Annotated in this window: 21 protein-coding genes and 2 pseudogenes; 13 read left to right on the forward strand and 10 right to left on the reverse strand. The window is 41.7% G+C overall.

The genetic code is table 11. The features are described 5' to 3' along the window. Positions 1-99 precede the first annotated feature (99 nt). From MKI79_RS11280 to pheS, 5 genes are all read right to left on the reverse strand, one after another. On the reverse strand, positions 100-1,347 hold the full coding sequence (locus tag MKI79_RS11280; protein WP_241573704.1) for an alginate export family protein: 1,248 nt from the start codon (positions 1,345-1,347) through the stop codon (positions 100-102). A gap of 244 nt (positions 1,348-1,591) precedes the next feature. Then, the gene (locus tag MKI79_RS11285; RefSeq protein WP_241573707.1) at positions 1,592-2,929 is read right to left on the reverse strand and encodes an MFS transporter; all 1,338 of its coding nucleotides are present in this window, start codon (positions 2,927-2,929) and stop codon (positions 1,592-1,594) included. Positions 2,930-3,031: 102 nt separating this feature from the next. Further along, positions 3,032-3,331 (reverse strand): integration host factor subunit alpha, encoded by a 300-nt coding sequence (locus tag MKI79_RS11290; RefSeq protein WP_241573712.1) that lies wholly within the window; start codon positions 3,329-3,331, stop codon positions 3,032-3,034. After that, positions 3,328-5,718, reverse strand: a complete 2,391-nt coding sequence (gene pheT, locus MKI79_RS11295; protein ID WP_241573715.1) for a phenylalanine--tRNA ligase subunit beta — start codon at positions 5,716-5,718, stop codon at positions 3,328-3,330. The genes MKI79_RS11290 and pheT overlap by 4 nt, the downstream gene beginning before the upstream one ends. 29 nt (positions 5,719-5,747) lie before the next feature. Beyond that, entirely contained in the window at positions 5,748-6,728 is a 981-nt protein-coding gene (gene pheS, locus MKI79_RS11300) for a phenylalanine--tRNA ligase subunit alpha (protein ID WP_241573717.1), read from the reverse strand. A 217-nt stretch (positions 6,729-6,945) separates the two neighbouring features. Here pheS and MKI79_RS11305 point away from each other — a divergent pair, with 217 nt between their 5' ends. After that, entirely contained in the window at positions 6,946-8,151 is a 1,206-nt protein-coding gene (locus MKI79_RS11305) for an acetyl-CoA C-acetyltransferase (RefSeq protein ID WP_241573720.1), read from the forward strand. 171 nt (positions 8,152-8,322) lie between these two features. Further along, positions 8,323-10,461 (forward strand): 3-hydroxyacyl-CoA dehydrogenase NAD-binding domain-containing protein, encoded by a 2,139-nt coding sequence (locus tag MKI79_RS11310; protein WP_241573723.1) that lies wholly within the window; start codon positions 8,323-8,325, stop codon positions 10,459-10,461. A gap of 86 nt (positions 10,462-10,547) precedes the next feature. Here the strand turns inward: MKI79_RS11310 and glpD are convergent, their stop codons facing one another. The 3 genes from glpD to glpK form a co-directional block, all read right to left on the reverse strand. Beyond that, positions 10,548-12,068 (reverse strand): glycerol-3-phosphate dehydrogenase, encoded by a 1,521-nt coding sequence (glpD, locus tag MKI79_RS11315; protein WP_241573726.1) that lies wholly within the window; start codon positions 12,066-12,068, stop codon positions 10,548-10,550. 186 nt (positions 12,069-12,254) lie between these two features. After that, the gene (locus MKI79_RS11320) at positions 12,255-13,016 is read right to left on the reverse strand and encodes a DeoR/GlpR family DNA-binding transcription regulator (RefSeq protein WP_241573729.1); all 762 of its coding nucleotides are present in this window, start codon (positions 13,014-13,016) and stop codon (positions 12,255-12,257) included. Between the two features lie 24 nt (positions 13,017-13,040). Then, positions 13,041-14,549, reverse strand: a complete 1,509-nt coding sequence (gene glpK, locus MKI79_RS11325) for a glycerol kinase GlpK (protein WP_241573733.1) — start codon at positions 14,547-14,549, stop codon at positions 13,041-13,043. A 281-nt stretch (positions 14,550-14,830) separates the two neighbouring features. On the opposite strand from glpK, the gene MKI79_RS11330 reads away from it, so the two are divergent. The 11 genes and pseudogenes from MKI79_RS11330 to MKI79_RS11380 all read left to right on the forward strand — a co-directional run bounded on the left by MKI79_RS11330 (position 14,831) and on the right by MKI79_RS11380 (position 24,735). Further along, positions 14,831-15,769: a sensor domain-containing diguanylate cyclase gene (locus tag MKI79_RS11330; protein WP_241573735.1), complete on the forward strand. Its 939-nt coding sequence runs from the start codon at positions 14,831-14,833 to the stop codon at positions 15,767-15,769. A gap of 111 nt (positions 15,770-15,880) precedes the next feature. After that, a complete protein-coding gene (locus tag MKI79_RS11335; RefSeq protein WP_241573738.1) occupies positions 15,881-16,819 on the forward strand; it encodes a patatin-like phospholipase family protein in 939 nt (312 codons plus the stop codon). A 103-nt stretch (positions 16,820-16,922) separates the two neighbouring features. Then, on the forward strand, positions 16,923-17,387 hold the full coding sequence (locus tag MKI79_RS11340; protein ID WP_241573739.1) for an NfeD family protein: 465 nt from the start codon (positions 16,923-16,925) through the stop codon (positions 17,385-17,387). Between the two features lie 67 nt (positions 17,388-17,454). Beyond that, positions 17,455-18,294 carry an SPFH domain-containing protein gene (locus MKI79_RS11345; RefSeq protein ID WP_241573742.1) on the forward strand — a complete coding sequence of 280 codons (840 nt, stop codon included), beginning with the start codon at positions 17,455-17,457 and terminating at the stop codon, positions 18,292-18,294. A gap of 307 nt (positions 18,295-18,601) precedes the next feature. Then, positions 18,602-19,585 (forward strand): KpsF/GutQ family sugar-phosphate isomerase, encoded by a 984-nt coding sequence (locus MKI79_RS11350; protein ID WP_241573758.1) that lies wholly within the window; start codon positions 18,602-18,604, stop codon positions 19,583-19,585. Between the two features lie 2 nt (positions 19,586-19,587). Further along, positions 19,588-20,127: a KdsC family phosphatase gene (locus MKI79_RS11355; protein ID WP_241573745.1), complete on the forward strand. Its 540-nt coding sequence runs from the start codon at positions 19,588-19,590 to the stop codon at positions 20,125-20,127. An 84-nt stretch (positions 20,128-20,211) separates the two neighbouring features. Continuing rightward, the gene (gene lptC / locus MKI79_RS11360; RefSeq protein WP_241573747.1) at positions 20,212-20,766 is read left to right on the forward strand and encodes an LPS export ABC transporter periplasmic protein LptC; all 555 of its coding nucleotides are present in this window, start codon (positions 20,212-20,214) and stop codon (positions 20,764-20,766) included. Then, complete coding sequence (lptA, locus tag MKI79_RS11365) at positions 20,750-21,307, forward strand: lipopolysaccharide transport periplasmic protein LptA (RefSeq protein ID WP_241573749.1); 558 nt, start codon at positions 20,750-20,752, stop codon at positions 21,305-21,307. Before lptC ends, lptA begins: the two co-directional genes overlap by 17 nt. Continuing rightward, positions 21,307-22,047 (forward strand): LPS export ABC transporter ATP-binding protein, encoded by a 741-nt coding sequence (lptB, locus tag MKI79_RS11370; RefSeq protein ID WP_241573751.1) that lies wholly within the window; start codon positions 21,307-21,309, stop codon positions 22,045-22,047. The genes lptA and lptB overlap by 1 nt, the downstream gene beginning before the upstream one ends. A 223-nt stretch (positions 22,048-22,270) precedes the next feature. Further along, positions 22,271-22,714: pseudogene (locus tag MKI79_RS11375) on the forward strand (hypothetical protein). Between the two features lie 751 nt (positions 22,715-23,465). Beyond that, positions 23,466-24,735, forward strand: a pseudogene (locus MKI79_RS11380) (IS256 family transposase). Positions 24,736-25,010: 275 nt separating this feature from the next. On the opposite strand, the gene MKI79_RS11385 reads toward MKI79_RS11380, so the two are convergent. Both MKI79_RS11385 and MKI79_RS11390 read right to left on the reverse strand, forming a co-directional pair. Further along, a complete protein-coding gene (locus tag MKI79_RS11385) occupies positions 25,011-25,688 on the reverse strand; it encodes a hypothetical protein (RefSeq protein WP_241573754.1) in 678 nt (225 codons plus the stop codon). Between the two features lie 104 nt (positions 25,689-25,792). Next, positions 25,793-26,335: a DUF2799 domain-containing protein gene (locus tag MKI79_RS11390; protein ID WP_241573756.1), complete on the reverse strand. Its 543-nt coding sequence runs from the start codon at positions 26,333-26,335 to the stop codon at positions 25,793-25,795. Between the last annotated feature and the right edge of the window lie 183 nt (positions 26,336-26,518).

Below are 26,518 nucleotides of genomic sequence, written 5' to 3' on the forward strand. Positions count from 1 at the left end.
CCATCGACATGAAAACCTCTATGCTAAACTACTCAAAGAATTAAGAGAGAATCCACTCTAAAGTTATCTAGACCCTTACTTTTTCTTGCTTATACTGATTTAGTATTTATATTCCATTTGCACCCAAACTTTACGAGTATCAACCAAGCTTGCATCTTCGCTTTCAAAGTTGCTCCATTTAGTCAGCACATTTGTCCCTTTGAGTGGTAAAGCTGAGCTTAAAACTAACCCATATTCTTGCCCTAAGTAACGGCTATTTTCATCGGTTGTGTAGTAGTGATATTCACCACCTAAGCTGACTTTCTCGATCGGATTCACCTTAAAACTCAAATAACTATCCGACAATCCGTCGGCAGGTGTATTTAAGAATAAATCATTCCAACCGTTAAATTTATGCTTTGTACCCAATGGCGTTTGAAAGCCTCGAACGCCTTCGTCACTGCCAAGCACTTCATAGCCTGTTGCAATCTCACCTTTGATCACACTGGCAGGGAGAAGATATGCCAACTCAACATTGTAATAATCCGCCTCATAGTCGATTGGATTATCTGCATAATCTTGTTGTGTCGCATATTCAGCAACGTAGCGTAGTGGCAAGCTTGGGATCTTGCCATGAATACGAGCACCGATCGTTTGGCTACTTAAAGTATCCGCACTCCAATATTGCAAGTCCAATAGATAACCATAAGCAACCGCATTGAACGATTCACCGACTTTATAGCGCAATTGTATCAAGTGTGACTCGCTATCAACTTCACTCGGCTGTGCGACATTATTGACTACAGGTGTCGCATCTTCACTACCAAAGATGATATTCACTTGATCAATATAAGCATAGTACAGCGCAAAGTTTGGCGTGAATTTTAAGTTTAAACTGGCCACATCATAGGTTTGTTCATTTTGACGCCATGCCACACCACCAACGAAGCGTTGATTATCTAAGTTAATCGATTGGCGACCGACAGTAATATCACTACCCTTTAAAAATCCATCAACAGGAAATTGATACTTCAACCACAGCTTATTCAGCTCATAGGATTCTGGATCAACTACGGTGTTGTAATCGCCCTGCCCATTGCGTGTGCTGTTAAATTTATCACTAATTTCAGCAGTCGCTTCCCCCTCTACACCTACACTCAGTCCATTAAATACGCCCGAAATAACGCCCAATCTAGCCCTTGCCGTCAAAGCATCGGCATCTATTTTTGTATTGTCCATATCGACATTTTCATAACGCAGACGGAGATCTGCATTGACTTTTGCATCATCAATAAATGGTGATGCAATCACAGCATTGGAAGCAAGGAATACAGCGACAGTGGTGGTATGAAGTGCAAATTTTTTCATAAAATTCCCCAGGCAAGCAGGTTTTCATCATATGGATTGACTGTGAATTACAGTGCCAACTTTCTTCTGCTTAAGGTGGTGTTATGAAAATAGGAAATCTAGGAAAAATTCATCGAATGGATAGATGCCCATCTTCATCACGCTTTAAGCGAGAAGTGTATTTGGGCATCTTTGACCGTGTGCAATATCAGCGTCGATATGCAACTGTCATAAAAATGCAATACTTATGCCAAACGGAAACGCATCAGTGGGATTCATTCGTCACTGAGCGTTGATACACATACCATCTAATCTTTGGAATCAAGCAACATAGCGACGCAATAAAGATCAATAGCAAAGTCTGAAAATACCCTAAATACTCCGCTAAGCCACCACTTACCACATATAGTACACCACTCACCATACTCATGATCGCCACATGAAAGGTAAAATCCGTGCCTGCCATATGCTGACGTGCATATCGCATAATCAAGCTTAGCATCGCCACCAATGCCAAAGCGGAGCAAAATTCTTCTAAAGCATTGGCAATATACAAATGAAACTGAGAAAATAAAATATGATTTTCAAATAGATAGGCTAAAATCACATAATAAATAATCGCTAAACTTTGCAATATTGCAAAGCATACAAACATGCTTTGCAGTCCAAACTGACGAATCATCAAACCTGCCAATAATGCACCAAGCAACGCACAGACTGCACCAAATACCGTCACGTTTAAGCCGATCTGCGCTAGGCTGAGCCCCATATCAATCATCATCGGTTTAATAATTGGACCACTTAAACCATCAACAACTTTGTAAGTCAGTAACACGAAAAACCATAATTTTAATTCAGTATTTTGCCAAAGATATACCAAGCCTTGTTGAAACTTGAGCAGAATGGAATCTTTAGCGACGGAATCTATTGTAATTTTACTTTGAACTTTCTGCGGTTCTTTATAAAACAATACGGGAATACTATTTAGAAAAACCCCAAGACTAAGCAATAGAAATGTCATTTTCCAAGACAGTAAATCGATCGCATACAACACTGCTCCACCACCAATCAAGAAACCGAGCCGTGAGCCAATCACTTGGAAGCTATTGCCCCAGTGGAGTTGCCCCTTCTTTAAAATATTCACCGCCAAGCCATCAGTGGCAATATCTTGTGTTGCACAAAATAGATTGAGACAAAATAGTACCGTAAATAATCCCCATAGAATCGCAGGATTTTCCATTTGATCAATCGGTAAAAATGCCAAAACAATCAAGCAAATTAAAGTCAAACTTTGGGTGAAAATAATCCACGCCCGATAATGCCCTAAACGTCGATGACCATATTGATCGACTACAGGTGCCCATAAGAATTTAATCGCCCACGGCAACATCAATATACCTGACACCCCAATCTCTGCAAGTGATACGCCATAATGACGTAGCAATACAGGCAAGGCTTGGGTCATAAAACCGACGGGTAAACCTTGCGCCAAATACAGGCTGAGTAATAGCCATAGGCTAAAATGCGGATTTTTAGAATATATAGGTTGTGCCGATTGGATTGGCTGTGCAGATTGTGAGTTGCGTTGTGGATTGTTGGTCATGAGGTGACTTAATTGTTATATCATCAGTGCCGATCAAAATAGCATAAAAAAATAAGGCTTCCATCGAAGCCCTATTTTTTTCATTCATATACACATCGACGATTAGTCATCAATTTGTTCATTTTCCACACGTTGTCTAAACTTCTGACCCGCACGGAAAGTTACGACACGACGTGCAGTGATAGGAATCTCTTCACCCGTTTTTGGATTACGACCTGGACGCTGTCGTTTGTCACGCAGTTCAAAATTACCAAAACCCGAAAGTTTGACTTGATCGCCATCGATCAAAGCCTGACTCAACTCGTTGAAAAATAACTCAACCAATTGCTTCGCTTCCCTACGATTTAAGTTGGTCTTCTCACTTAGGTGATCTGCCATCTCGGCTTTTGTTAATGCTGTCATGAGGCCCTCAATTTTGCTTTATACGTTGTTTCTAGGCTTTCAATTACACGATCCATCGCTTGTTTTATTTCCGCATCTTCTAATGTACGTGAAGGATGTTGGAAAAGCAAAGCAAAAGCTAATGAACGGTGTCCAGTTTCAACGCCTTGTCCTGTGTAGACATCAAACAACCAACTCGCTGACAAAAACTCACCCGCAGATTGCTTGATCGTTGTTTCTATTGAACTTAACGCAATATTAGCATCAATTACAAGTGCAATATCACGTCGAACTGAAGGAAATCGTGATAATTCTGTAAAATTATATACATACGGTTGCAAAAGCAGGCTCTGATCCATTTCCGCAACCCAAGTTACACCGAGATCTAATTCTGCTTCTAATGATGGGTGTAAACGTCCGAAATAGCCCACCGACTGACCGTTGATGACTATCTCAGCCGACTGACCTGGATGCAACCACACACGGTCAGAGCGTTGATATTCAACATTGATATGTGCAGTGTCAATTAAAGCTTCGACTTCACCTTTGAGATCGTAAAAATCCATGTCTTGCGTTTTGACATGCCACTGCTCAGGTGCTTTTGAGCCAACGGCGATCATCGCCAAAGTCGGAATTTGTTTCAGATCATGGATAGACGTTGCTGTCTGATAATCAAAACGCAAGCCAAGCTCGAAGAAGCGTACACGATCTTGCTGACGGTTTAAGTTGTATTGCACACATGGAATCAAACTAGACAATAATGTGCTACGCATCACCGCCAAGTCACTAGAAATCGGATTGGCAAGGGCTAAGGCATTGACCTGTGGATTGAGCTGTTTTTCTAGTTTTGCATCGACAAAGCTAAAGCTAATCGCCTCTTGATAGCCGAGGGCCACCAAAGTCTGACGCAACTGCCCTATTTCACTTTGATCTTGATAATTTTCCAAAGTGATTTGCATATTCGGCTTAGTCGTTGGAATATTGTCATAACCGTAAATACGGGCAATTTCTTCGATCAAATCTTGATAAATCGCTAAATCATAACGATGCGATGGCGGAGTCACCGACCAAGTTTGATTATCTGCATCACCTTGTGCAACCACATCACATTCGAGTCGAGTCAACACATCTTGAATAAATGATGCTTCAACATGGAAACCGAGTAATTTATCCACCTGCGCTTGGCTCAATTGAATTGCTGTACGCTTTGGCAAAAGAGCGACGTTTTCAACTGTGGTCACTTCACCGAACTCACCACCTGCCAATTGTTGAATCAATTGACTGGCACGATCCATGCCCAAAGCAGGCAATTCAAAATCCACACCACGCTCAAAACGTTGCGAAGCATCGGTATGTAGACCGAAACGGCGTGCACGCCCTGCGATCGCAAGTGGTGCAAAGAATGCACTTTCAAGGAAAATGTTTTGGGTATCGTCGGTCACACTCGATGATAGTCCGCCCATGATGCCACCAATTGCCAAGACTTTTTGATCATCGGCAATGACGGTCACATCATTTTGTAATTCCACTTCTTGGTCATTGAGCAATACCAGTTTTTCGCCTTGCGTCGCTTGACGAACATGCACGGCGCCTTCGATTTTATCCGCATCAAAAGCATGCAAAGGCTGACCAAGTTCAAGCAAGACATAATTGGTAATATCAACCAAAATACTGTGACTACGAATCCCTGAATTAGTCAGCGCTTGTGCCATCCAGTCTGGTGTCGGTGCTTTGGTATTGACATTTTGAATGACACGACCAAGATAGCGAGGTGAGGCTTCCGTGGTCACATTCACCGTTTTTTGCGCTGAAATCGTCGCTGGCACGGCTTGAATTTCAGGTGCTTGTGTGCTGAGTTGATTGATTACAGCAACTTCCCGAGCGATACCACGAATACTAAAACAGTCGCCACGGTTTGGCGTGATACTGATGTCGATGACACGATCATCGAGCTTGAGATACTCACGGATATTGACACCAACAGGCGCGTCCGCAGGCAACTCTAATAAACCGTCAATTTGATCTTCTAAATCAATCTCTGATGCACCGCACAGCATCCCATGTGACTCCACGCCACGCAGTTTGCCTTTTTTAATTTTAAAATCATCTGGTAAAACTGCACCGATGGTTGCCACTGGCGCTTTCATACCAACGGTCACGTTCGGCGCACCACAGACGATTTGCACTGGTTCAGCTTCGCCAATATTTACTGTCGTGACACGTAGGCGATCAGCATCAGGATGTTGCTCTACCGTCAACACTTCACCGACTACAACGCCAGTAAATGGTTTTGCTACTGGCGAGCTGTCGTCAATCTCAAGACCAAGCATGGTCAGTTGATCTGCCAATGTGTCGCTATCGACTGCAGGATTCACCCAAGCACGCAACCAATTTTCACTAATTTTCATTTCATTTTCCTCAAACTTTGGACTTGGACTTAGGCGAATTGACGTAAGAAACGCACGTCATTTTGATAGAACATGCGCAAATCATTCACGCCATAACGCAACATAGCGAAACGCTCTATCCCTAATCCAAACGCAAAGCCTGAATATTGCTCTGGGTCGATTCCACAATTTTGCAGCACGGCCGGATGCACCATGCCACAGCCCATGACTTCAAGCCATTTGCCACGCTCATCCATAATGTCCACTTCGGCACTTGGCTCGGTAAATGGGAAATACGATGGACGGAAACGCACGGTGAGTTCTTTTTCAAAAAAGGCTTCTAATAAATTGATGATGATGCCTTTAAATTCGGTAAAGTTGGTGTTTTCGGTGACGTATAACCCTTCGATCTGATGGAACATCGGCGAGTGGGTTTGATCCGAGTCACAGCGATAGACACGACCTGGGCAAATAATGCGAATCGGCGGTTTTGCCGTTTCCATGGTACGGATTTGCACACCCGATGTATGCGTACGCAATAAATGCTGAGCATCAAAATAAAAGGTATCGTGCATGGCACGTGCAGGGTGATGACTTGGAATATTCAAGGCTTCAAAGTTGTGATAATCATCTTCAACTTCAGGCCCTTCTGCCACCACGAAGCCTGCTTTGGTAAAAAATTGACTGATCCGCTCTCGTACTTGAGTCACTGGATGAATGCTACCGACCTGCTGACCACGACCTGGTAGGCTAATATCAATGGTTTCGCTGGCAAGTTTCGCCGTCAAGGCTTGCTGTTGTAGCTCAGCTTGACGTGCGGTCAAAGCATTGTTGATCGACTCACGCACGGCATGTATTTTTGCCCCTTCAACTTTACGTTGTTCAGGATCCATTTTGCCTAAGGCTTTAGACTGTTCTGCAAGTTGACTCTTTTTCCCTGTAAATTGCACACGAACTTGATCAAGTGTGGCAAGTTCATTGGCTTCGGCAATCGCCGTCAGCGCTTCAGCGGTCAAGGCTTCCAGTGACATAATAACTCTCAAATGTTCATCAATTTTTTTAGAGGCTGTATTCTAACAGTTTTTTCTCAAAATTTTTATGAAGAAGATGCAATAAAGCGTATCTCTCAAATAAATTGCACAAACTAGCATTTTCCATCACTGCTATTAAACATTCGTGTCATTGCAGATCAACGTCGATTCTGTACACTACATGCAGGAATTTTTTGAATAGACATAGGAATTGCACATGAGCGAGGCTTATATTTTTGATGCCGTCCGCACCCCACGTGGGAAAGGAAAAAAAGACGGTAGCCTGTACGAAGTCAAACCCATCTCCCTCGTTACCACCCTTCTTCACGCCTTAGAACAGCGCAATCAACTCGATACCTCCAAAGTCGAAGATGTGATTCTCGGCTGTGTCACGCCGATTGGTGATCAAGGTGGCGATATTGCCAAAACCGCTGCCATTGCCGCAGGTTGGAGTGACCATGTCGCAGGTGTACAGATCAATCGTTTTTGTGCATCAGGCTTAGAAGCGGTCAATCTCGCTGCACAAAAAGTCCGCTCAGGTTGGGAAGATTTGATCGTGGCAGGCGGTGTTGAGTCCATGTCACGCATCCCAATGGGTTCGGATGGTGGACCGTGGGCGCTTGATCCTGAAACCAATCTAAAATCTGCCTTTGTCCCGCAAGGTGTCGGTGCAGATTTGATTGCCACACTTGATGGTTATAGCCGTGCCGATGTCGATGCCTTTGCGGTCAATTCACAACAAAAAGCGGCCAATGCACAAGCCAATGGTTATTTTGAAAAATCCATTGTCCCTGTCAAAGATCAGGCTGGCGTGACGATTTTAGATAGAGATGAATTCATCCGTGGTAATACCACAGCGGAGAATCTCGCCAAGCTCAACCCAAGTTTTGAGATGATGGGCAATATGGGCTTCGATGCAGTGGCACTACAAAAGTATCCTGAAGCGCAAAAAGTCAATCACGTGCATCATGCAGGCAACTCCTCAGGCATCGTCGATGGTGCAGCACTTGTCTTGATTGGTTCAGAGAAAATGGCTCAAGAGCTGAATCTCAAACCTCGTGCAAAAATCCTGTCTACTGCATTGGTCGGTACTGATCCAACCATCATGCTCACAGGGCCAGCACCTGCGGCACGCAAAGCCTTATCCAAAGCAGGACTTACCATTGACGATATTGATTTATTTGAAGTCAATGAAGCCTTTGCCGCAGTGGTGATGCGTTTCGTCAATGAGCTGAACGTGCCGATGGATAAGGTCAATGTCAATGGTGGTGCGATTGCCATGGGACATCCGCTTGGCGCAACTGGCGCAATGATTCTCGGAACATTACTCGATGAGTTGGAACGCCGAAATTTAAAGCGTGGTTTGGCGACGTTGTGCGTTGGTGGTGGGATGGGTATTGCCACAATTATTGAGCGAGTCTAAAAACTGGCTATGTGGTTCTTGCTTCGTTGCGTTGATCAAAAAAATACTCATTGACCGAATGTCAACTGCGCTTTTTTCGATCTGCCTCGCCTCGCAAGCCCTGCCTCGCCGACATTTTTAGTAATTTAAATTTCAGATTTTAAGTAATTACATCAATATCAGGACATCATAATGAGCGCAATTCAATATAAAAAAGATGCCGACAACATCGTGATTTTAACTTTAGATTCACCGAATCAATCTGCCAATACCATGAATGCAGATTTCCGTGAGGCCCTAGAAGCAACTACGACGAAAATACTTGCAGAGAAAGAGCAAATTGCAGGGATTATTTTCACCTCAGCGAAAAAGACCTTTTTTGCAGGCGGTGACTTGGATGAACTCATTCAAGCCACACCTGAACATGCCACAGAATTTTTCAACATGATCGAAAGCATGAAAGTGCAATTTCGTCAGATCGAAACGCTTGGCGTGCCTGTGATAGCTTGTTTGAACGGTACAGCACTTGGTGGCGGTTGGGAGCTAGCTTTAGGTTGTCATCATCGTATTGCCCTGCAAGATGCTAAAGCAAAATTTGGCTTACCCGAAGTCACTTTAGGACTGCTTCCGGGAGGCGGTGGTATCGTCCGCATGGTGCGTTTGCTTGGGCTTCAAACAGCTTTTCCATTCCTCATGGAAGGTAAACAATTTGGCGTTGAACAAGCCGTTGAACTCGGCTTAATACATGAAACAGCAAGCTCTAATGAAGAGTTACTCGACAAAGCCAAAGCGTGGGTAAAGTCTAATCCAAAAAGTCAGCAACCTTTCGATGTGAAAGGCTACAAAATCCCAGGTGGCGATCCGAAAACACCTGCTGTTGCGCAAGTCCTTGCCATTGCCCCTGCGATGCTCCGTAGCAAAACCAAAGGCTGTTATCCTGCACCTGAGGCGATCATGGCGGCGGCCGTTGAAGGTGCGCAGGTCGATGTCGATACTGCACTGCGTATCGAAAGTCGTTATTTTACTGAACTTGCCACAGGTCAAGTATCAAAGAATATGATCGGTACTTTTTGGCACGGCTTGAATGCAATTAAAGCAGGTGAAAGTCGCCCGAAAAACATTGAAAAATGGCAAGCGACAAAAGTCGGTATATTAGGCGCAGGAATGATGGGCGCAGGCATCGCCTACTCGACAGCAATCAAAGGCGTGCCTGTTGTGCTAAAAGATGTCAGTATTGAAGCAGCGGAAAAAGGCAAAGCGTATAGCCAAAAACTACTCGAAAAACGTGTATCACGTGGTCGTATGACTGCTGAGAAAAAAGATCAAATTCTTGCGCTCATTCAACCGACTGCTGATGCCATAGATTTGCAAGGCTGTGACTTGATCATTGAAGCGGTATTTGAAAATCAAGCACTCAAAGCCAAAGTTACCGAAGAGGCCGAACAGTATCTGATAGACGGTGGAGTGATGGCATCGAATACCTCAACTTTACCAATTACAGGGCTTGCACAAGCCAGTAAAAATGCCAAGAACTTCATTGGGCTACACTTTTTTAGTCCAGTCGATAAGATGCAATTGGTTGAAATCATCAAAGGGCATGAAACCTCAGATGAAACTTTGGCACGTGCCTATGACTTTGTACAGCAGATCGCTAAAACACCAATCGTGGTCAATGATAGCCGTGGCTTCTTTACCAGTCGTGTGTTCGGCACTTTTGTACAAGAAGGTATGCGTTTACTTGCAGAGGGTGTACACCCTGCCAAGATTGAAATAGCTGCACTCAAAGCAGGCATGCCAGTTGGACCACTTGCCATTCAAGATGAAGTCAGCCTAAGCTTGAGTGAGCATGTCACCAATGAAACTCGAAAAGCGCTCCGAGCTGAAGGCAAAGACCTGCCGAAATCACCTGTCGAAGACGTGATTGCAGAGATGATCCACAAACATGAGCGCAAAGGCAAAGCTGCTGGTGCAGGTTTCTATGAGTACCCTAGCGATGGCAAAAAATATCTATGGGAAGGTTTGTCACATTGGCAAAAAGACCATGATATCAACGAGCAAGATATGATTGATCGCATCCTCTTTGTACAAGCATTAGATACCTTACGATGCTATGAGGAAAATGTTTTGACTTCGGTGGTTGATGCCAATGTCGGTTCGATATTTGGCATTGGCTTTGCGCCGTGGACTGGCGGTGCAATACAGTTCTTAAATCAATACGGTTTGGATAAAGCATTACAACGTGCTAATGACTTAGAAAGTCGTTTTGGCGCACGTTTTAAAGCACCTGAATTGTTAAAAAAACATGCGCTATCAGGTGAGCCAATCCGTTGATTTGAATTAATCTTCAATAATTAAGTAATAAAAAAAGCAGATTTTCGAATCTGCTTTTCTATATCATTTTGAACGATCAACTAGGTTCAAGCCGCATCTAACGCTACGATCTTCTCTGAAAGATAATGATCCAACTCTGCTACTTTATCCGCAGGGAATGACAACCCTAGTTTGCTACGGCGCCATAGAATATCCGCACTATGGCGAGCCCACTCATGCTCAATTAGATAATCTACTTCATGAGAATATAAGCCCTCACCGAAGTCATAACCTAAATCTTCGACTTTACGAATGTGCGCAAGCATCGTCCAAACTCGTGAACCGTAGGCATTGACCCAACGTGTTGCAAGACATTCTGAAACGCCAACACATTTCTCTTGAACTTCAGAAATTAACTGTTCAATCGACGTGATATTTTCACCACCAGGTAAAGCTTCTTTTGCCGTCCAACTTGCTTGCATTTTATCTTTGAAAAATGGACGCAATTGCTTCATCGCCGACTCTGCAAGTTTGCGATAAGTCGTCAACTTCCCACCAAATACCGCAAGCATCGGTGCTTGATCAGCCTGATCTTGGATCAAAGACAAAGTGTAGTCACGGGTAATCGCCGCAGGATTATCCGACTCATCATCACATAATGGACGCACACCTGCGAAAGTGCTCACCACATCTTCACGTTGAAGTTGTGCCTTGAAATGCTCATTACTGATTTTGATCAGGTAAGCAATCTCCTCTTCGGTGATTGCTACTTTGGCAGGATCGCCCTCATATTCACGATCTGTCGTACCAATCATGGTAAATTTATCTAAATAAGGAATCGCAAATACAATCCGACCATCGTCATTTTGCATGATGAAAGATTTATCCAAGTCATGCAGTTTTGGTACGATGATATGACTACCCTGAATCAGGCGAATACCATATGGGGATATGATTTGGACATCTTCACGGATAAATTGCGATACCCACGGTCCTGCTGCATTGACCAATACTTTGGCTTTGATTTGGAATTGTCCGTGCGTATTTTCAAGATTAATTACCCACAGCCCATCTTCACGCTTTGCCGAAACACAACGAGTTTGTGTCATGATTTGTGCGCCCTTTTCACGTGCTTGCATGGCGTTGAGAACGACTAAACGTGCATCATCAACGGTACAGTCTGAATATTCAAAACCACGAGTGATCGCAGGTTGTAGCGGGCTATCTTCTTTAAAAAAGACATTGTTTGAACCTGATAATTTTTTACGCTTACCCAAATGATCATAGAAAAATAAACCTGTGCGAATAAGCCATGCAGGACGCAAGTGCGGACGATGAGGCATGATAAAACGCATCGGTTTGATAATGTGCGGTGCTTTAGCCAACAGAACTTCACGCTCAGCCAATGCTTCACGTACCAACCGAAATTCTTTATGTTCTAAATAGCGCAAGCCACCATGAATCAACTTACTACTCGCAGAAGAAGTATGACTAGCTAAATCGTCTTTTTCACAAAGAAATACTGATAGTCCTCGCCCTGCTGCATCATTGGCGATACCGACACCATTGATCCCGCCACCAACGACGAATAAATCAAAGACACTTTGGGACGATTGAAACTGTTTCATTGCACACCACACTTTTATTAATTTTCTATAATGAAAATATTAAACCTTAAAACGAACATAATCAAGGGTTATTTTTAACGATTAACGAATATTTTCGAACATTTTAATTTTATGATTTTTTAGTTTCAAAATGATGAAAATTTATAATCTTCTGATTAATAATGCTTTTTCTAAATTTAGCTATAATTATTCAGCAATGATTAATGGCACACCAGATGCTTTAATACGATCAGCATAAATTTTTTCAGGCATTTCGTCGGTATAAATGCGATCGACTTGATCTAAATTCGCTAAACGATTCATCGCATTTCGCCCAAATTTCGAACTATCCGCTGCCAAGAAAACTTGTCGTGCACCAACAATAATTGCTTGCGATACACAGACTTCCTGAAAATCAAAATCGAGCAATGTGCCATCTTGATCAATACCACTGATACCGACTAAAGCATAATCAACTTTAAATTGTTTAAAAAAGTCAGCCGTCGCCTGACCAATCACTCCGCCATCGGGACGCACTCGACCGCTAGCGATCATCACTTCAAAGTCTTGCTTACTGCTGAGGATTTTGGCGACATTGAGATTATTGGTAATGACTTTGAGCCCGCTATGTTGCAACAGCGCATGTGCAATCGCTTCAGTGGTTGTACCGATATTGATAAAGATCGACGCGTGATCTGGCACATCTTTGGCAACAGCCTCGGCAATACGGCGCTTTTCTTCGAGCAACTGTACTGCACGCATGCTGTAATCGGTATTGGCAACACTTGATGAATCATAAGCTGCACCACCATGATAACGACGCAGTAAGCCATCATCCGCGAGTTGATTGATATCACGGCGGATGGTTTGCGGTGTGACATTGAAATGCTGTGCCAGCTCATCGATACTGATATAGCCTCTTGCTTTGACCAGTTCGATGGTTTGCTGATGTCGAAGAATTAAGCCCATAAGATTTCTTCCTTGATCATGCTGTTATTCTGCTTCCCAATCTCGTGTACGTTTTACCGCTTTTTGCCACCCTTTATAGAGTTTTTGCATCTCGTCATGATCATGCGTCGGCATATAAGTCTGGTCGATGGAAATTTTTTCTTTCAACTCATCAATGTCTTGCCAAAAGTCTACCGCCAAACCTGCTAAGAATGCAGCGCCCATTGCTGTGGTTTCTTTCAGTGTTGGACGCTCTACAGGCACATTTAAAATATCAGACTGGAATTGCATGAGGAAATTATTCCCTGTCGCACCGCCATCTACACGTAATTTTTTCAGGGAAATATCCGCATCATTTTGCATTGCATCAAGGACATCTCTAGTCTGATAAGCGATCGCTTCCAAGGTCGCACGGATAATATGCTCACAGCTTGCACCACGCGTTAAACCAAAAATTGCACCACGTGCATCAGGATCCCAATATGGCGCACCGAGCCCTGTAAATGCAGGCACGACATAGACACCATTACTGTCTTTGACTTTGGTTGCGTAATATTCTGAATCATGCGAATCATGAATGACTTTGAGCTCATCACGTAGCCACTGTACGCTTGAACCCGCATTGAAGATTGCCCCTTCTAAGGCGTAATTCACTTCACCTTTTTTACCGCAAGCAATGGTGGTGATCAAACCATGTTCTGAACGTACGGCTTCTTTACCTGTATTCATTAACAAGAAACAGCCTGTACCATAAGTATTCTTTGCCTGACCAGACTCTACACAGATTTGACCAAACAATGCAGCTTGTTGATCACCCGCAATGCCTGCAATTGGAATGCGAGTTTCTTGCCCACTAATGGTATACGTATGCCCATAAATTTCAGAAGATGAACGTACTTCTGGGAGCATCGCTTTGGGAATATCTAATGCTTTAAGTAGAGTTTCGTCCCAATCGAGTTTGTGAATATCAAACAACATCGTGCGTGAAGCATTGGTAAAGTCTGTGACATGCACTTCGCCGTGGGTCAGTTTCCAGACTAACCACGTGTCCACCGTACCAAACAGTAAGTCACCCTTTTCTGCTTTTTTACGACTACCCTCGACATGATCGAGAATCCATTTAATCTTTGTTCCTGAAAAATACGGATCAATTACCAACCCTGTGACGTTTTTAACGTGTTCTTCTAAACCTTGTTGTTTCAATTGATTGCAGATTTCAGTGCTCTGACGGCTCTGCCAAACGATCGCATTGTAAATTGGCTTACCTGTGTGTTTATCCCAAACAATCGTAGTTTCCCGTTGGTTGGTAATGCCGATCGCCGCCACTTGTTCACTCGAAATCCCTGCATGTGCCAATGCCTCAACCCACACCGAACTTTGTGTCGCCCAAATCTCCATCGGATCATGCTCAACCCAACCTGATTTTGGATAGATCTGACTAAATTCACGCTGTGCAATACTGACCACTTTGGCATCATGATCAAACACGATCGCTCTTGAACTGGTGGTGCCTTGATCAAAAGCGACGATATATTTTTTTGCTGTAGCGTTCATGTATTGTTCCAGACTGTAGCTTTTGGTTGTTTGCTGTTGATGTTGTGCATGCAATTTTTTCTCATTAATGATGAGTAGCACGGGAATTGGTCTATTTATCAAGCAAACTTCGCCGAACAATACTCTATAAAAAACAATTGCTTTGAATTTAATGAATATCATAGCGAATCTTGTTCGAAAATGAAAATAGCGCATTGGCGAAAGTTACATAATATTTCCAAGTCAAGTGTTTAAAATACTAAACATCGCTATAATCTGAAGGGTTTAGCGAGGTGGTGTCAATGGATGTACATGGTTTTAAAAATTTTCAGGAAGTCGGTCAAAGTGTTTTAAAATTTTTACACGCTCGATTTGGCTTCGATCTGTGGATGATTACTCGAGTAGAGGATAAAGACTGGATCGTATTGCAATCTGAAGATTATGCCTATGATGTCAAACCTGGTCATGTATTTTGTTGGGAAGATTCATTTTGCTCACATATGGTTAAAGGCAAAGCACCCCGTATCGCACCACGCTCTGAAGAAATTCCACTGTATGCCAATGCCCCAATTGCACAGCAAGTTCCGATCAAAGCCTATATCGGACAGCCGCTATATCATGAAGATGGCAGTATCTTTGGAACGATTTGTGCAATCGATCCGCAACCTCAGCCCAAATCTTTACTCGATGAAGCGCCTTTAATTGAACAAATGGCAGCGCTTCTCAGTTATATTTTACAAGCAGAGATACGTGCCAGCGCCCAACTTCGCCAAGTAGAACGCCTTCAAGTCGAAGCATTGACAGATCATCTCACGAGCTTGGTCAATCGCCGTGGCTGGGATCATGTCATTGATGCCGAAGAGGCACGATGCAAACTTTATGGGCATCCTGTTGCGATCATCATTATCGATCTGAATGATCTCAAAATCACCAATGATCTATTCGGTCATTCTGCTGGTGATGAATTATTGCAAGCCACCGCCAAGGTATTAAAAGCATCCATCTCAGATCAACATATGATCGCCCGACTTGGCGGTGATGAATTTGCGATTTTGTGTGTCGATACCGTGCTAGTTGATGCGGAAAAAATCTGCCAACATCTCGAAGATGCACTCAACCACGCCAATATTTCTGCTGCGCTCGGTATGGCAATGCGTGATCCAAGTCGAGGTTTGTTGCATGCAGCGCAGCAAGCTGATCTCAACATGTACCAAACCAAAAAAGAAAAAATACAGTCCTGAATCTAAGTACGGCATAAATATTGTTCGGCTGACAGCTTTTTTGCACTTTGGTCTGACTCTAAATCCATGTACTATGAGCAGAACAGTTTTACGATGTTTATGATTATTCACATGATAAATACCCGCACATCTTCCAATCTAATCAAACTGACCAGTATTGCCGCGCTAAGCATTGCCATCAGTGCATGTGACTTTGGTAATAAAAAACCAAATCCGATACCTGTACAAAAAGCCCGTGAACCTGTGATAGCCCTTGCGCTCGGCGGTGGTGGTGCCAAAGGTTTTGCCCATATTGGTGTGATCAAAGTCCTCGAGTCACATGGCATCAAAGCCAAGATTGTCACTGGTACTAGTGCAGGCAGTTTTGTGGGGAGTATTTATGCCTCTGGAAAAACACCATACCAATTGCAAGAAATTGCGCTAAAACTTGAAGAGTCTGATATTCGAGATCTCACTCTTAGCCGTCAAGGTTTCGTGGTCGGGCAAAAGTTGCAAGACTATGTCAACCAACAAGTGGGCAATAAATCGATTCAACAGTTTCCAAAGCGCTTTGCCGCTGTGGCAACTGAGCTAAATACAGGCAAGAAAACTGACTTTATAAAAGGCAATGCAGGGCAAGCTGTGCGTGCTTCATGCAGTATTCCAAATGTCTTTGTTCCTGCATTGATCGGCGGGAAAAAATATGTCGATGGTGGTTTAGTGAGCCCAATTCCTGTGAGCACCGCAAAAAGTATGGGCGCTGATATCGTGATTGCAGTGGATATCTCTGCTCGTCCAAAGAATGCCAAATCTATGAGTCTATTGGGCTTGCTTGACCAAACCATTAACATCATGGGACAGCAAAGTATTAATAATGAACTCAAACAAGCTGATGTGGTGATTCAGCCTGAAATTGGTCATCTTGGCGTACTCGATCTCGAAGCTCGTAATGAGTCGATCCTCGAGGGTGAACGTGCAGCACAACAACAGATGCCAAAAATTAAGAAAATCATCGCTGAATTTAAACAGTCACCTCAAGCCTTTTTAGCACCGCCAAAGGCTCAGTTTTAAAACGCATTCAAGCGAGGTGATCATCACAAGTGGAAACAAGTGTGATGATCACTAAATTCAGCTAAGATGCTTAAAAAGTAGTTTCATAAAAAGGACATTACGAATGAATTATAATATCGAACCGTGGCACTGGCTGATACTGGGCTTGATATTGATGGTGCTTGAGATTTTTATCCCAAGTTTTACCATTTTTTGGTTTGGGCTGGCTGCAGTCGTCGTCAGTGGTTTAGTTTGGTTAATGCCAACTCTACCCGTAGCAATGCAAATCTTTATTTGGGTCGTTTTATCTGTCATCGTGATGGTGCTTTGGTTTAAATTTGCTAAACCTGCACTTTCGAAAGATTTAACCAATGCAGGACTTTCTCGTGAAGCAACCATTGGACAAGTAGGTATGGTGATTCAAATCTTACCTGAACATAACGAAGCAGTCGTTCGCTTTCCAATGCCTGTATTGGGTGCAGACGAATGGACTTGTAGAATACTGGCTTCTGTCGCTGTTGGTGATCGAGTGACTGTCACAGACATCTTAGGCAACCAACTGGTCGTACAGCCACATCAAACAAAATAATGAATACGATGAAAGTGTATCATTCACTCATCGTCATTGAACAGAATTTTTATAAGAGGAAAATTTCATGGAATTTGTAATTATATTACTGGTATTAGCCGTTGTGGTTGCCTACAACATGGTGGCGATTGTACCACAAGGCTTTAAATTCATCGTACAGCGTTGGGGAAAATACAACCGTACGTTGACACCGGGGATTAACTGGATTATTCCCTTTATGGATAAAGTGGCATTTAAAGTCACCACCAAAGACATCGTACTCGACATTCCTTCTCAGGAAGTCATTACCCTTGATAATGCCGTATTGATCATGAATGCTGTGTCGTACATCAATATCACTACCCCTGAAAAAGCAGTCTACGGTATCGAAAACTATACTTGGGCGATCCAAAATCTAGTCCAAACAACGCTTCGTTCAATCGTTGGTGAGATGAATCTTGATGATGCGTTGTCCTCTCGTGATCATATCAAGGCAAAACTCAAAGCGGCGATTTCTGATGATATTGCCGACTGGGGAATCACCTTAAAAACAGTTGAAATCCAAGACATCAAACCATCACCAACCATGCAGTCTGCGATGGAATCCCAAGCAGCAGCAGAACGTCAGCGCCGTGCAACAGTCACCAAAGCCGATGGTGAAAAACAAGCTGCGATCTTAGAAGCAGATGGTCGCCTTGAAGCATCTAGACGTGACGCAGAGGCGCAAGTTGTACTTGCACGTGCTTCTCAAGAAGCCATTGGACTGGTCACTGATGCAATTGGTGACAAAGAAATCCCTGTGGCATATTTACTCGGTGAGCAATATGTCAAAGCGATGCAGGAAATGTCGAAATCGAATAATGCCAAGACTGTGGTCTTACCTGCCGACTTGATGAATACCATCAAAGGTGTGATGGGTAGAAACTAACCCACCAACTTTAAAAATGTAAATTTGAATGGCTTCTATCGTTTACTAATATTGTTGACTGAATAGAAGCCATTTTTATTGCTTTAAAGTTTGCCAAACGATGTCATTCCGTTTGAAAGCCTGTCTGTTTGGTTGAACCCAATTTATAAGCAATAAAACTGATTTAATGCAAAGATTATAATTTTCAGAGCTAATTAATAACGTAAAATGAAACAAATCCCTTGCTCAAGTCTATACAAATTTTGCAGCTGTTTTATGATATTATTCACTTATTATTGAAAAAGTTAGATTTAGGCAGAGCTACATGATGCCCGCAAATGAGCTACATATTGATTTCATCGAAAGCGCTTTAGAAACCTTACAAATTGAGCAACAAGCTTTAAAGATATTGTCACAGCAGATTGATCAACGCTTCGTTGATGCGTGTGAAATTATTTTGAAATGCAAAGGTCGTGTGGTCGTCACAGGTATGGGCAAGTCAGGTCATATCGGTCGTAAAATGGCTGCGACACTTGCTTCAACAGGTACACCCTCTTTCTTTATGCACCCTGGCGAAGCAGGTCATGGCGATTTGGGTATGCTAGTTCGTGGTGATGTGTTAATTGCGATTTCCAACTCTGGTAAAAGCGATGAAATCATGATGTTGATGCCTTTGATCAAACATCTCGATGTACCACTGATTACCATTAGTGCAGATGATACTGGTCCAATGCCACAAAATGCCAATGTTGCATTAACACTAGGTAAAGCTCAAGAGGCGTGTCCTTTAGGCTTAGCGCCAACCTCAAGTACCACTGCAACACTCGCACTTGGTGATGCGCTTGCTGTGGCTTTGCTTGAAGCACGTGGCTTTACTGCAGATGATTTTGCACGCTCACACCCTGCTGGTGCATTAGGCAAGCGACTTTTATTGCATGTGACACACTTGATGCACACTGGCGATGAGTTGCCAACCGTTTCGGCAAATACCCCGCTCAATAAAGCACTGTATGAGATGACCAACAAACGCTTGGGAATGACCACCATTGTCGATGAAGATCATAAATTACTTGGCATATTTACAGACGGTGACTTGCGTCGTTTATTGGATCATGAACAACAACTCAGTCTAGATGTCCCTGTATCGGAAGTGATGACTAAAAACCCATTCACCATCAATGCCAATGCACGTGCAGTATCTGCGCTCGACTCATTGAAAGAAAAGAAAATCAATCAATTCGTCGTGGTTGATGATCAGGACAAAGTCGTTGGTGTGATTAGCATGCATGACTTAATCAGTGCAGGAGTATAAACATGGGTTCTTTTGCACTACTTGAAAAAGCATTACACATCAAAGCATTGGTTTTAGATGTCGATGGTATTCTGAGCGATGGTTTTGTGACCTTTACCAATAATGGCGATGAAATCAAAAACTTTGATATTCGTGATGGCTTGGGCATGAAGCTTGTGCAATCCATCGGCATGAAAGTCATCATTATCACAGGTCGAAAAAGTAATATCGTCGATAAACGTATGTCTGATCTTGGTGTTGACCTCGTTTTTCAGGGGCGTGAAGACAAAGGTACTGCCCTGCGAGAAGCCTGCGCTCAGCTCAACCTTTTGCCTGAAGACTGCTTATATATGGGCGATGACTGGCCTGACCTGTCTGCTTTTGCTTTGGCAGGCATGAAAATCACCGTGCCAAATGGACATGTGGAATTACGTCGTCGTGCCGATTTAGTGACTGTAGCAGAGGGTGGTCGAGGTGCTGTCCGAGAAGTCTGCGATATGCTTCTGCATGCAAAGGGCGAATATGAAAACGTCCTTGAAAAATTCCTCTACCCACCGCATTAATATACGCATAAAATGATTGGATAATGTACGCTTCCAATCTAGTACATTTTAATGGAATATTTATCAGCAAACAGGCTTTAACCTATGGATACACGACTGCTTTACAGTATTGCACTGGTCATTGTAACCGTGGTTGCAGGCTTTTATTACTATAGTGGTAAAAGTAAACGCCTTGAGGCAAATAATCAGTCCAACCTCAACTCCAATTCCAAGAACATTCAGGTCACGCAAACCGATGAACAAGGACAGCTGTATGCCAAGTCCACGATTCAAGGCATGACCTTGAACATGCAAACAGGCGATGCTGTACTTGAGCAGTTGAAAGGTGTGCAGTATGCAGATGGTAAACTCAATGCGAGCTTCCATGCCGATCAAGGTTTCGCAACTAATGATTATGAAAATGTAAATCTCGTCGGCAATGTTCGAGTATCAAAGCTCAGTGACCAACAAACGCCAAGCATCACCTTTGACACCGATCAGCTCAATGGTAATACCAAAACCAATCAAATCTTTACAGATCGTTCAGTAACGATCACCAGTCCACAGGCAAAATTTCAAAGTCAGGGCTTAAAAGCCAATATGAATACTGGCGAATATGAATTTTTTGCAATTCGAGGTCTTTATGAACCAGCGTCCTAATCGTTTTTCTTCACGATCAGCTTTAACACTGCTTATTGTGGGAACAACATTATTGAGTAGTAGTGCTGTATTTGCTTTGGCAAGTGACCGTCAAAAGCCGATTAGCCTTGAAGCAGAGCGTGCGACCTTTAACGAAAAGACTGGTGTGACTACGTATACAGGCAATGTGGTGATCCAACAAGGCACCTTAAAACTTGAAGCTGATGCAATCGTTGCCAATCTCAACAGCAATAATCAAATCAAAACCGTCACTGCCAACGGCTCTCCTGCCAAATTCCAACAACAAATGGATAGCAATAAGGGGCTCGCACGTGGCGAAGGCAAACGTATTAATTACAATGCTGAAACTGGCATCATCACCCTATCAGGCAATGCCTTTTTAAGCCAAAATGGTGCGACCTTCCGAGGTGAAAATCTCAAATACAGCATGAGCAAAGGCGACATTCAAGCTGATGGCGGCAGCACTGGTCAGAAGAAAGGACGCATTCAAATCGTCATTCCACCATCTGCACAACAAAGCCTTTCTGGAGTAAATGATTAATGAGCACTTCTGCCGTGCAAACATTATGTATTCAACATCTCGCAAAAAATTATAGCAAACGCTGGGTGGTCAAAGACGTTTCTTTTGAGATTCAAAGCGGTCAAATCGTCGGCTTACTCGGTCCAAATGGCGCAGGTAAAACCACAAGCTTCTATATGGTCGTGGGCTTGGTACGCATGGACAAAGGTGCAATACACTTAGATGATAAGGATTTATCAAGCTTATCAATGCATGAGCGTGCACGACAGGGGATTGGCTATTTGCCTCAAGAAGCTTCTATTTTCCGTAAATTGACCATTGGTCAAAACATCATGGCGATCTTGGAAACTCGAAATGATCTAAACAAGCAACAACGCAAACAACGTCTTGATGAATTATTGGAAGATTTTAAAATTACTCATATTCGTGATTCACTGGGTATGAGCGTATCGGGTGGTGAACGTCGCCGTGCTGAGATTGCACGTGCCCTCGCCTCTGATCCAAAATTTATGCTCCTTGATGAGCCATTCGCAGGCGTTGACCCGATCTCGGTCAATGACATCAAAGACATTGTAAAAAATTTAAAAGATCGTGGTATCGGTGTACTTATCACCGATCATAATGTGCGTGAAACTTTGGCGATTTGTGAAAAGGCGTATATCGTGTCTGAAGGAAGTGTGATTGCGGAAGGCACACCGCAACATATCTTGGAAAATGATACGGTACGTCGTGTTTATTTGGGTGATGATTTTAAGGTTTAATGAAAATATTATTTACCACTAATTTCTCAATTTTCTAAAAAGTTGTAATAAAAAAAAGCCTCAATCTTTTGATTAAGGCTTTTTAAAATTTTGGAGCGGGAAACGAGACTCGAACTCGCGACGCCAACCTTGGCAAAAGTCACCCACTTTTTTCTTTGTACACGACAAAAAAGATAACTAATTGAAATAATGGCATAATACTTGTTTTCTGACGACGAATATGATGACACATTTCAATGAGTTATATCTCATCTTAAACAAATATCTAAAGTGGAACAAGTCACATGTAAAATGTTTTACACTGATTATGCTTGCATTAATTGTAAAACAGACATGTAATCTTTCTTCTGCATCTAAAGCCTTACCCATCAAGTGCTTACCACAATCATTTTATCGACGTATACAACGCTTCTTTGCAGATCAGTATTTCGATTATCGTCAAATTTCTCAGTTAATTTTCAATTTAACAGGTGAATGGCAACATGATCGAAAAAAAGCGATAAAAATAAAGAAGCATGGACGACTTTCAGTAAGTTTATTTCGCTAGGGTTTGGACTATGTTCAAATGGCTATTCTACGTTTGATTGGTTTTGGGAAAAAAGAAGAATTTAAGAAAGTGCTAGCAATTTTAAGAAAGAAAAAGCCTGATAGGACAAGGGCTCTATGAAATTTGTCGTGTACAGAGCACTTTTTTATAATAAATTTCATTAAATGACATCATCTGTAATCATTGTATATCAATACATTAAAGCAAAGCAAGCAGATCAGGATCATTTTATATATGGTTCTGAGACTAAGTTTGGTCACTTTTATTTTTCAAAAAATTCAACAATAATCACCAACATTTTTAAAAATAGAAAAATCCACACCGATGAATTTACCGCCAAAATAAGGAAAACTACTATCTGAGCTAAACTAAATTTTGCAATAAGATTAAATGATCAATCGGAACATATGAGTTGAAGGTACGGAAATTTACTTATGATGATGAATAACCAACCCTATACTTTTAGTATTTTGTGGTCAGCAGAAGATCAGGAATTTGTCGGCTTATGTAGTACTTGAATTTCAATCTTTATCTTGGCTTGATACCTACCCGACTAGAGCACTTTCTGGAATAACTAAACTTATGAACGAAGTTATCGCCAATATGGAGCGTAACAATGAAGCATTCCCTGTGCCGTTTTATCTAAATGAAATTGGGGAACAAATTGTGAGCCGTATAAGCAATTTTAACCCCTAACTCGTCAAAAAAATCAAACCAACTACGTTGGAAAGATCAACAGAAAAGTCGTTGATATCGTACATTTACTAGAGTTTGGCAAAAATATCTCATATCACAATTGAGACTGCAAATAAAACTGTGTAAACGCTTAAACTCTCCCTCAACGCTGTTGATGGCAACACAAGTGTTTACTATGAAAGATGAAGCAATGTTGGCATTAGCTAAAGAATTTGCCAAAAACTTAAAAACAGAAGCTGACCTGAATAATTTCAGTAAAGAACTCAAAAAACTGACAGTTGAAACTGCACTCAATGTTGAACTGACTGAATATTTAGCCTATGAAAAAAACAGCACAAGAACAGGTAAGAATGCACGAAATGCCTATACAACCAAACGCCTACTTACGGATGATGGTGAGTTTGATCTAGATACCCCTAGAGATCGTGATGGCACATTCGAACCTCAGCTCATCAAGTAGATGAGAAGCAGCGCTTCGCAAGGCGCATCACGCAAATGGATAGTCAAATTCTATCTCTTTATGCTCAAGGCATGACGACACGAGATATCGTTGCCACGTTCAAGGAAATGTACGATGCAGATGTCTCTCCTACCTTAATTTCCAAGGTGACAGATGCTGTGATCGACCAAGTCACTCAATGGCAAAACCGCCCTTTGGATGCATTCTATCCAATCGTTTACCTAGACTGTATTGTCGTGAAGGTGCGACATAACAACACCATCATCAACAAGGCTGTATTTCTTGCTTTGGGTGTCAATGCAGAGGGGCAGAAAGACTTACTTGGACTGTGGATGGCTGAAAACGAAGGGGCGAAGTTCTGTTTATCAATTCTCACCGAACTGAAGAATCGTGGCTTACAAGATATACTGATTGCATGTGTGGATGGATTAAAAGGCTTTCCTGATGGGATTAATACGGTCTATCCTGATACCCATATCCAGTTGTGGATTATCCATATGGTACGCAATAGCTTGAAGTATGTCAGTTGGAAAGATTATAAGGCCGTTACTTCTGATTTGAAGAAAATCTACCAGTCGGTAACCGAAGATGAAGCCTTACACGCTCTTGATGAATTTGGTCAGAAATGGGATGACAAATACCCTCAAATCAGCAAATCGTGGCTAGTCAATTGGGCAAATCTCAACACTTTCTTTGCTTACCCTATGGATATTCGTAAAGCGATTTACACCACCTGAGGTGCATTGCTCCGCAAGTTTGAATCATTGAACAGTGTTATTCGTCATGCGACCAAGAAAAGAAAATCTTCCCGACTGATGATTCTGTAAAAAACGTGGTATATTTGGCCATTATGGCAGCAAGCAAAAAAAGTACATATCACACATGCCCTTATTACCACCCGACGATACTCATTATAACAAATAGCGCTAACACTTGGTATTTCGAGATCAAACTTCTATCGTCGTATAAAGCAACCGAACATTAAGTCTCGTTCTAAGTATAACAAGGCAGATGACCTCATTCTGCTTCTAATGATTCGGGCAATTTGCGACCAACGACCAAGTAATGGCTATCGGTGTGTTACAGATCATTTCAATCGAAATTTAAAGACGAGTAATCTGATACTGAAGTAAGTAAATCATAAGCGTATTTACCAGATTATGAAGCAGAACGATTTACTTCTCACTCGATCTCAGCTTCTTCAAAATGATCGTACACATGAGGGAAAAGTCATTGGCTCAGAATCGAATAAATTATTTTTCATAATATTTTAACCACTCTAAATTTTACATATTTAATTCTTTTTATATCATCAATAGGCAACTGAAAATAAACATCTTCAGCCAAGTGATTAAAATTTGTTTCAAGTAGTGAAATATCTTTTCCAGCCAATTTCCTTCCTTCCAAAATGTCGATAGTATCAAAAAAGCCACTAAATGTCAGACCACCTCTAGAATTATTTGCTTTATCCATAACCCTGACCGTATGCTGTGAAATTATATTATTATCAATATCTAATAGCTCAATATATATTTTCAATTTCCCTTGACAACAATCCTTACGATCTGTTAAAAAAATCCAATAATCACCATATTGTTTAATCACTTCATTAAATAAAACTTTTGAGTCATTAATTGAATGATACCTCCTATACTTATCATATATCTCTTTTTTAAGTAATATCGATACATTATTTAAAATAAAATAATTATTCTCATAACTATCCACAGTAGTTTTTGATCCATCATATGAAAATACAATGCCATCAGTATAAATATCATCAACTAGTTGATTTAAAATATTGATCTGCTCAGAGATTTTTTGGCTAGAAGCAAAATTATCCAAAGAATTATTGATAGTAAAAGTTTGCTCACTTGCTAAAAGACTAGATGAAAATAAACTTATCCCAGAAATTATACACAATATGAATTTTTTCATAATACACCAAATATATGATAAATGTAAAAAACCAATGCAACTAATTAGTTCTACAAAATGTATATTTATCAATAAAAATAAATACAATTTAAAAAAACAACAAATCAATTCATCCCATTTTGTTTTTTGAACTGTACTAATTCACGCCTAGCCTCTTCATAACTACTTTTAGCCGAAGGTAATAATTCTGTATTCTCAGAAATTATTCCATGATAATACTCCCGTTGCTCGCTTTTCAAACTACTTTCCTTCAAACTACTTCTAGCACTCGCAATACCTTTTTCAAGTTTGTCCAACTGTGACTTAGCCTGATAATAGTTATATCCCACAATATAGTATGAACTCAATTCACTCTGTAACTCTAAAGGACAATTGGTATATGACCCACCATTTTGTAATAACCAAGAACCTTGTCCCTGTCCTTTTCCTTGCAAAGCTAAATTAAAAATATTTTGCGGTTTGCAATATACTGCTAATCCTTTCCTATAACCGACTTTATAAGACTCAGAATCTATTATGATATTATGTTTAGCACAAGCTTGACCGCGTTTATCTATCTGAGGTGCCTTGCCTTCTAGTCCATCATTTTGCCCTAGAATAGTCCATCGCGAATAGTCACCTGCTCCTAAACATTCTGTTTTAGACATTGTCGCACATCCATTTAAAAAAGAAACGCATCCCACAAGCATCACCAATTTTTTATCATATTTTCCACCTAATTTTGAATTTTCAGTTTATGATTTACTTATTAAATTAGGGTCTAGATAACTTTACCACAAATCAAAAGGTGCTAAAGTTACGCTATGACTGGGTTAAACAAGTATTGTAAG

It is taken from the genome of Acinetobacter sedimenti, from assembly GCF_022601685.1.
Taxonomy (GTDB): domain Bacteria; phylum Pseudomonadota; class Gammaproteobacteria; order Pseudomonadales; family Moraxellaceae; genus Acinetobacter; species Acinetobacter sedimenti.